Here is an 8,216-nt window from a genome sequence, read left to right as displayed (position 1 = left end):
ACCCTCAACACCCACCCCCACATCACCACCAACACCATCACCCTCCGCGAAGACACACCCGGCGACAAACGACTCACCGCCTACATCGTCACCACCACACCCCTCCACCACGAAACCCTGCGCACCCACCTCCGCCAGACCCTCCCCGACCACATGATCCCCGCCACCTTCGTCACCCTCGACGAACTCCCCCTCACCCCCAACGGCAAGATCGACACCACAGCACTCCCCGCACCCGGGCACGACCGCCCCGACCTCGACACCGCCTACACCGCCCCCCGCACCTCCACCGAGCACACCATCACCGCCGTCTGGGCCGAGGTCCTCGGCGTCGACACCGTCGGCGTCCACGACAACTTCTTCTCCCTCGGCGGGCAGTCGATCAACGCCGTGCGGGTGGCCTCGCGTATCCGGGACGCGGGGTGGCCGGTCAGCCTTCAGCAGATCATGCGGCATCCGACGGTGGCCGGCCTGGCGGCCGTGCTCGACGCCCCGCAGGACGGTGCGTCCGGACTGCTGGTGCCGCTCTCCCTGACGGTCGATCCCGCGCTGCCGCGGCTGTTCTGCGTGCACCCCGGAGGTGGCAGCACGCATCCGTACCGGGCGCTCGCGGCGCGCCTCGCCGGGGTGTTCACCGTGTACGGCATCCAGGCTCCCGGCCTCAACGCGGGCGAATCCCCGCTGGTGGGCGTCGAGTCGATCGCGGACCGGTACTGGAAGGAGATCCGGCGGATCCAGCCGGACGGCCCGTACACGATCCTCGGGTGGTCCACCGGTGCGGTGATCGCCCATGAGATGGGGGTGCGCGCCCCGGAGGCGGTGGACGGACTCTTTCTGCTGGAGCCGGCGGTGACCGGTGACGACCAGCGGGACCGGTTCCAGCGCCACGCGGAGGTGTACCGGCGGGTCAGCGCGCTGTGGCGGCGCGGCCGGGCCGAGAGCGGTGGCGTGCGTGCGGCGACGGAACGGGAGTTGAAGCGTCTGGCGCCGGAGATGAACATCGAGGAGGACGCGATCAGCCTCGACGAGTGGCTTCCGTACGAGGTGCTGGAGGCCGAGGTCCGCTCGCTCGCCGCCTACCGGGCCCGCCGGTCCTCGGCCCGGGCGACCCTGTTCGTCAGTGACACCGTCCGCGACGGAACCGGTGACGAGGTGCCGCACGACCGGTACGCCGCCCACTGGCGGAACCTCTACTCCTCGGGACCGGAGATCCTGCCGATGCCCGGGCGCCACTTGGAGATGGTGCAGGGCGAGCGGCAACTCGCGCTGCTGACCGAGGTGTTGCTGGGCGCCCTGGCCGACCGCGGGCGCAGGGAGAGGGAGCCGTTGGTGCCCGCCTGACGGAGGCCCTTCCCGCCGGCCCGAGAGACCTGCCGCCTACCGGCGGCAGGTCTCTCGTCGTCGTGCGTCCGGTTTCTGACGCGTCGCTGCCGACGGCGGTACTCGGGGCGGCGGCGGGAGCGCGTCGCGGCTGCCTCGCCGCGGCGGGGCGCCTGAGCACGGGCACGAGCTCGGGTGCGGCCTCGCACACGTCATCCCGTACGGCCGGAGAGCAGGCGGTGCGAGGGCGACGAAGGCGGGGGCGTCGGCATCCGCCACCGGCAGGGCGGCCGTCAGAACCGGCTGAACCGTACAGGACCGTGCCGGACCACGCTGGACCGTACAGGACCAGGCTGGACCGTACAGGACCACGCTGGACCGTACAGGACCAGGCGGCCGTACAGGACCAGGCGGCCGTACAGGACCAGGCGGCCGTACAGGACCACGCTGGGCCGGCAGAACCAGGCCGGCCGGGCGCCGGTCACGGCCGCACCCCCGCTCGGACGCCGCGCGGCCCCTCCGGAGGAGGTTCCGGAGGGGCCGCGCGGCGGGTGAACGGGGGTGCTGTGCCGGGGGGCGGGCGCGTGGTGCGCCCGGCTCACCAGCGGGTCAGCTCGTTGAAGAATCCGGGGATCTCGGTCGCTCGGCCGGTCTCCAGCGCCTTGCGGTGGATGTGGCAGCCGACGGCCAGGTCGAGCACGCCGAGGCCGAACGGTGAGAAGACGGTGGGGCGGTCGCGCTCCAGGGTCACCTCGCCGCGCAGGACGTCGGCGAGTGTCCCGTCGATGAAGTCGCGCGTGCCGTACTCGATCTCGGTGAGGTGGGGCGAGGTCTGCGCGGTGAGACAGTGGTCCACGTCGTCGAGGATGTTGTGGCACTTGATCATCACGGTGGGGTGGATGTCCCGCAGGGAGAGGTTGAGGACGAGCTGCCCCGGGAGCAGGGTCTGTCCGTCCGCGAGCCAGGGGGCCGGCGCGGTGGTCGCGAGGACGACCAGGTCGGAGGTGGCCAGTGCCTCGTCGACGCTCGGCACGGCACGGGTCCGCCAGCCGTGGGTGTCCGCGGCGTACGCGGCGAAGGTCTCGGCGTAGGTGTCGATGTGGTCGTGGACGAGGCACTCGCGGACGTTGAGTCCGCGGGCGGCGAGGAAGTCGGAGACGGTGCGGCCGATGACGCCCGCGCCGACGAAGAGCACGGTGCGGGGCGCGTCGTCGGGCGCGAGGGTCTCGACCGCGAGCGCGGCGGACGCGGCGGTGCGGGCGGCACTGATCCGGGAGGCCTCCAGGCAGGCGAAGGGGTAGCCCGTCTCCGCGTCGTTGAGGAGGAGGACGGCGGAGGCGCGCGGCAGGTTCCGCTCCACGTTGCGCGGGTAGCTGGCGATCCACTTCAGGCCGGACACCGGAGCGTCGCCGCCGAGGTGGGCCGGCAGGGCGATGATCCGGGCGCCGGGGTTGTCGGGGAAGCGCAGGAAGTAGCTGTTCGGGTTGACGGTGTCGCCGCCGCTGTGCCGGAGATAGGTGTCGCGCACGATCTCCAGGATCTCCGAGGGCGCGGAGGCGATGACGTCCTGGGCGACGGTGCCGTCGATCACGTGAAAAGTCGACATCGGTGGTTGCCTTTCGCGGGAGGGGGCGCGGACCGTGGCTCAGGTGAGGACGCCGAGGTGCGCGTCCACCCAGTCGTCGTTGTAGACGGTGCCGAGGTAGCGCTCGCCGAGGTCGGGCGAGATCGCGGCGATGCGGGAGCCGGGCGGGAACGCGTCGCCGTACTGGCGGATCGCGGCGAGCACGGAGCCGGTGGAGCCGCCGACGAGCAGTCCGTGCGTGCGGGCCAGCAGCCGGCACTCGCGGACGGCGTCCTCCTCGGCGACGAACACCACGTCGTCGGCGAGGTGGGGGTCGCACAGTTCGGGGATGCGGCTGGCGCCGAGTCCGGGGATGTGGCGGCGTCCGGGCGAGGCTCCGAAGATGATGGAGCCCCGGGCGTCGACGGCGACGATACGGGTGTGGGGCGAGAACTCGCGGAGGTACTGGGCGCAGCCGACGAAGGTGCCGGTGGAGCCGGCGCCGACGAACAGGTAGTCGATGTGCTGGAGTTCCTTGAGCATGGTGCGCGCGGTCTGTTCGTAGTGCGCGCGGGGGTTGGCCGGGTTGGCGTACTGGTTGAGCCACACCATGGCCGGGTCGGCCTCGACGAGGCGCCGGATGTAGGCGATGCGCGCCTGGAGGAAGCCGCCGTTGGCGTCGACGGTGTCCACGACGACGACCCCGGCGCCGAGGGCGCGCATGTGGTCGATGCTGATGGCGTTGGTGTTGGGGTCGACCACGCAGGTGAAGGGGTAGCCCTTGGTGGCGCAGATGGAGCTGAGGGCGATGCCGAGGTTGCCGGAGGAGGACTCGACGACGCGGGCGCCGGGGCCGAGGATGCCGCGGTGCTCCGCGTCCTCGACGAGGCTCAGGGCGGTCTTCAGCTTGACCGAGCCGGCCGGGTTGAGGCCCTCCATCTTGAGGAAGACGTCGGCGCCGGGCACCATCCGGGTCAGCCGGACGAAGAGGTCGTCGGTGACGAGTTCGTAGGTGTGCTCGTAGATCATGGCTGGGGCCTCCACAGGTCCTCGGCGCGGACGTCGTCCACCGTGTAGCGGCCCAGGGCGCTGACGGCCATGCGCATCTCCAGCGCCATGGCCTCCAGCAGTCGTTCGAGGCCGTGCTCGGGGTCCTCGTCGGCGGCGACCAGGGCGGCGCGGCCGAGGCCGACGGCGCGGGCGCCGAGGGCCAGCAGCTTGACGGCTCGGATGCCGTCCCACACCCGCCCGCTGGCCAGGAGGGTGCGGTCGGTGGCGTCGACGCGGCGCAGGCACTCGGCGAGCGGCAGTCCGACGTGCCGGAGGAAGCCGGTGGGGGCCCAGCCGGTGCCGCCCTCGGCGCCGTCGACGGTGACGGCGTCGGCGCCGGCCTCCCAGGCGACGGCGGCGGCGTCTCCGACGTCGCGGCCCGGGAAGAGCTTCACCCAGCAGCGGGCGCGGGGATAGTTGTTGCGCATGAGCTGGATCTGCCGGCGGAAGATCTCCTCGGTGAAGGTGCCGGGGCTGGCGCAGCGCAGGACCGGTCCGCCGTCGCCGGTGAGGCGTTCGACGGCGTACTGCCCGTCGAGACCGGCGGCGGTGTCTTCGCTGATCAGGGTGAGTCCGCCCAGGCCGGGCTTGGCGCCCTGGCCGACCTTCAGTTCGAAGGAGAGGCGTCCGGAGAGCAGGAGGCCGGAGACGGCGGGGTCGCTGTAGACGTGGTTCCACACCTCGGAGTCGGCGTCCTCGGTGCTCTGCTGGACGCAGACGCCGCCGAGTCCGTCGGGCAGTTCCTCGCAGTAGGCCTGGACGCGTTCCAGCAGGCCCTTGCGGTGGTCGTCGCCGCTGGTCCTGAAGCCGTTCATGGGGGCGACGTTCTCCCCGATGATCATGGGGATGCCGAGTCGTCCGGCCTGTCGGCTGAGGGCGAGGCTGGTGCCGGCGGCGCGGGTGGAGCCGAGGGCCGACACGTACACCGGGAGGGGGGCGGCGAGGCCCCCGACGACGGTGTCGAGGCGGACGTCGGAGAAGAGGGGTTCCCGGCCGAGGTCGATGAGCCGGGCGAGGCGGCCCGGCATGAAGACGGGGGGCACCAGGCGCAGGCTGTCGATCTCGTCGGCGTCGGCGGCGGGGATGTCGCCGAAGACGACGGTGCCGTAGTCGTCGAGGGCGGGGAAGACGGCGGCCGCGCCGTCGCGGGCGCGGCCGCGGATGGCGTCCTCGGGGAGGCCGGGTGCGGTCAGGTACGTCACGGGGACACGACCCCCGCGAGCTTCGGGAAAGCGGTGGCCTGCCAGACGGAGTCCAGTCCCGCGACCCAGCGGGTGAGGCGTTCCAGGCCGATGCCGAAGCCGGCGCTGCGGGGGATTCCATGGCGGGCGACGTCGAGGTACCAGGCGTACTTGGCCGGGTTCTCGCCGGTCTCGCGCATGCGGGTGACCAGGGCGGCGTACTCGTTCTCGCGTTCGCTGCCGCTGCACAGTTCGCCGCAGCCCTCGGGGGCTATGAGGTCGAAGTTCAGCAGGGTGCCCGGCTGCGCGGGGCTCTCCTTGTCGTAGAAGCCGCGGGAGCCCTTGGGGTAGCCGACGACGAAGAAGGGGGCGTCGGCCGCGCGGGAGACGCGCTCCTCGGCCTCCCACTCGATCTCGGTGCCGTGTGCCTGCGGGTAGCCGTCGGCGCGGAGGCGGTCGACGACCTCGGCGTGCGGGACGCGGGCGAACGGCCCGGCCACGAAGCGGCGCAGGGCGTCGGTGTCCCGGCCGAGCAGCGCGAGGTCGTCGCCGCACTCGTCGAGGACGGTGGTGACGGCGTGGCGGACCAGTCCCTCGGCGGCGTCCATGGCGTCGTCGCGGGTGGCGCCGGCGTACTCGACGTCGATCTGCCGGAACTCCGCGAGGTGGCGGTTGGTGGAGCTGGTCTCGACGGGTTCGAGGCGCACGTTGGGGGCGACGAGGAAGATGCGGTCGTAGGCCAGCAGGGACGCCTGCTTGTAGAGGATGGCGCTGGTCATGAGCTTGTAGCGGTGGCCGTAGTAGTCGACGTCGACCTGCTTGGCGCCGCGGGAGCCGGGGTCGGTGACGGGGCCGATGACGGGGTGGGCCATCTCCACGGCGCCGCCGGAGCGCAGGAAGGCGCGGGCGCCGGCGACGAGCGTCTGCTGGACGCGCAGGGCCGCCCGGGTGCGCGGGTCGCGCAGGTGCTCCAGCGGGGGCGGCAGGACGGGGGCGCCGGCGGTCGCCGGGGGGAAGTCGATCTGGAGAGTCATGGCTGTCGGTCCTTGTCTGGGCCACCGGGTGTCCGGGACCCGGGCGGGAAGGGGAACGGGCGTGAAGGGGAACGGGCGGGAAGAGGAACGGGCCGGGCCGGTGACGGCCCGTCAGCCACCGGCTCGGCCGGCGAGGGACGCGGCGGGGCTGTCGTAGCGGTTCTTGACGTGGGCCAGGGCGTGCAGGAGGCCGGAGGAGGTGAGCCGGCGGACGCGGGGCGCGCCGGCCGGGCGGCCCAGCGGAAGCGCTCCGGTGCGGTCCCACTCCAGACGGCCCCGGTCGGAGATGACACTGCGGGTGCGTCCCGCGTTGTCGGGGTGCAGGCAGTAGGGGACGTCGAGGTAGCCGCGGGCGAAGGCGAGGACGAGGGCGTTGCCGATGTCGTCGTCCAGGCCGAGGACGGCGTCGACGAGGGCCCGGGCCTCGGCCTCGACGCCGGTGGCCGGCGGTGGCGCCGTGCGTCGCGTGGTGCGGGCGGCGGCGGCCGCGGCGGTCTCGAGCGCGGTGACGTTCTCGGCGACCGACGGGATGCGCACGGCCTCGGCGGCCGTCTTGACGATGAGGCGGCCGGCTCCGGTGCGTACGGCGAGCCGCGCGGCGTCCGCGACGAGTCCCAGGGCTCCGGCCTCCGTCTCGGGGAAGACGCCCATGTAGGCGTAGACGACGACGTGCCAGGAGACGTCGGCGAGGTGGTCGGCGGCCAGGGCGTGCAGCGCGTGCACGGCCTCCTCGTCCTGTTCGGGGCTGGTCTGCTGGGCGTAGCTGAGGGAGACGCTGGCGATGCCGTGCTGCCGGAAGAACATCCCCTCCAGGACGGAGAGGGCGATCAGCAGTGAGGGCGGGCACAGCTGGCCCAGCATGCAGCCGCCGAAGCTCTCCAGGTGCGGTTCGACGCCGGTGGCGCGCAGCGCGGCGAGCTTGTGGCACGCCTCGCGCCACGCCCGTACGGAGGTGCGCAGCGGGGTGCGTCCGTAGGGCAGGCAGTAGGAGACGGGGCCGCCCTCGGTGGCGTCGAGTCCGGCGGCGACCAGGGCGTCGACGATGCGGCCGGGCCGTGCCGAGCCGTGGCGCACCTGGACGGGGAAGTCCGGGCCGTGGACGCCGTCGAGGAGTTCCGCGGTGGTGGCGACGGGCAGGCTGACCAGGGGGTAGCCGTTGAGATGGCGGCCCTGCTCGGTGGCGCGGGCGGCGGCCGCGTAGTCGCCGACGCGGGTGAAGCTGTCGAGGGTGAGGGTGCCCACGGTGGTGGCGCGGGCGTCGCGGGTGGCGAGCAGGCCGGCGCGCATCCGGGCGGGGTCGGCGAAGCCCATGCGGGGCTGGAGGACGAGGGTGCCGGAGCGTCGCGCGGTCTGCATGAAGCGGTGGAAGGCGCCGCCGGGCGGCCGGGCGGCGGCGTCAGCGGGCGACATCGGCGTAGGCCCTTCCGCGACTGCCTTCGGCGAGGGTGTCGAGCAGGGCCAGCAGGCGCGGCACGGCGTTCGGGCCGGTCAGTACGGCGTCGAACCCGGCGGCGGTGAGGGCGGGGTGGGCGTCCGGGTCGGCGGAGCCCGAGGTGTCGAGTTTGCCTCCGACGACGAGCGGCACGTCACGCAGGACGGGTTCGGCCCGTACCTCGCGGGCGAGGGCGGCGCCCTCCTCGACGCCGTGGCCGTTGACGGTGCTCACGACGATCAGGTCGGGCACGCGGGCGGCGGACTCGCCGATCAGGGTGCGGACGGGGACGCAGGCACCGAGGTTGGTGACCTCCCAGCCCTGCTCCTCCAGCAGGAGTTGGAGGAACAGGAGGTTCCAGGTGTGCGAGTCCGACGGGATGGTGCTCAGGACAGCGTGACGCGGACTGTCCGGGGGCGGGTGACGCAGGTACACGACCGGCTTTCCTCTCGACACCGTGATGGGACCGCGATCGCTGCGACCGGGCCGGTCACCGGTGGACGTGGTCCGCCGCCGGGGCGCCGGGTCGTCCGGGAGTGACGTCGTCCATCGTGGTGAGCGTCCTCGCCGGGCGGCACTGGGCACTTGTGACCAGCCGTCCGGGCGGCACTTGTGCCCACTGGGGGCGCCCGTCC

Annotated in this window: 7 protein-coding genes; 1 reads left to right on the top strand and 6 read right to left on the bottom strand. The window is 73.1% G+C overall.

Annotation, left to right across the window (positions count from 1 at the left end):
- On the top strand, positions 1–1,341 hold a 1,341-nt coding region (locus tag ACFV9M_RS34510; RefSeq protein WP_385102627.1), incomplete at its 5' end, for an alpha/beta fold hydrolase.
- Positions 1,342–1,918: 577 nt separating this feature from the next.
- Here the strand turns inward: ACFV9M_RS34510 and sbnB are convergent.
- From sbnB to ACFV9M_RS34480, 6 genes are all read right to left on the bottom strand, one after another.
- The gene (gene sbnB / locus ACFV9M_RS34505; RefSeq protein ID WP_385076306.1) at positions 1,919–2,926 is read right to left on the bottom strand and encodes a 2,3-diaminopropionate biosynthesis protein SbnB; all 1,008 of its coding nucleotides are present in this window, start codon (positions 2,924–2,926) and stop codon (positions 1,919–1,921) included.
- A gap of 39 nt (positions 2,927–2,965) precedes the next feature.
- A complete protein-coding gene (sbnA, locus tag ACFV9M_RS34500; RefSeq protein WP_385076308.1) occupies positions 2,966–3,913 on the bottom strand; it encodes a 2,3-diaminopropionate biosynthesis protein SbnA in 948 nt (315 codons plus the stop codon).
- Positions 3,910–5,136: a glutamate synthase-related protein gene (locus ACFV9M_RS34495; protein ID WP_385076311.1), complete on the bottom strand. Its 1,227-nt coding sequence runs from the start codon at positions 5,134–5,136 to the stop codon at positions 3,910–3,912. Before ACFV9M_RS34495 ends, sbnA begins: the two co-directional genes overlap by 4 nt.
- Positions 5,133–6,149: an asparagine synthetase A gene (locus ACFV9M_RS34490; protein WP_385076312.1), complete on the bottom strand. Its 1,017-nt coding sequence runs from the start codon at positions 6,147–6,149 to the stop codon at positions 5,133–5,135. Before ACFV9M_RS34490 ends, ACFV9M_RS34495 begins: the two co-directional genes overlap by 4 nt.
- 111 nt (positions 6,150–6,260) lie before the next feature.
- Complete coding sequence (locus ACFV9M_RS34485) at positions 6,261–7,559, bottom strand: methylaspartate mutase (protein ID WP_385076314.1); 1,299 nt, start codon at positions 7,557–7,559, stop codon at positions 6,261–6,263.
- A complete protein-coding gene (locus ACFV9M_RS34480) occupies positions 7,546–8,016 on the bottom strand; it encodes a cobalamin B12-binding domain-containing protein (protein ID WP_385076316.1) in 471 nt (156 codons plus the stop codon). Before ACFV9M_RS34480 ends, ACFV9M_RS34485 begins: the two co-directional genes overlap by 14 nt.
- Between the last annotated feature and the right edge of the window lie 200 nt (positions 8,017–8,216).

Source organism: Streptomyces sp. NPDC059895, assembly GCF_042731035.1.
In the GTDB taxonomy this organism is placed as follows: Bacteria; Actinomycetota; Actinomycetes; order Streptomycetales; family Streptomycetaceae; genus Streptomyces.
Note: the sequence above shows the minus strand (reverse complement) of the source record. Positions and strands in the feature narration are given on the sequence as shown.

Excerpts from the sequence above, each read along its gene's own strand:
- sbnB (WP_385076306.1), bottom strand. The coding sequence starts at position 2,926 with ATGTCGACTTTTCACGTGATCGACGGCACCGTCGCCCAGGACGTCATC.
- sbnA (WP_385076308.1), bottom strand. The coding sequence starts at position 3,913 with ATGATCTACGAGCACACCTACGAACTCGTCACCGACGACCTCTTCGTC.
- ACFV9M_RS34490 (WP_385076312.1), bottom strand. The coding sequence starts at position 6,149 with ATGACTCTCCAGATCGACTTCCCCCCGGCGACCGCCGGCGCCCCCGTC.
- ACFV9M_RS34485 (WP_385076314.1), bottom strand. The coding sequence starts at position 7,559 with ATGTCGCCCGCTGACGCCGCCGCCCGGCCGCCCGGCGGCGCCTTCCAC.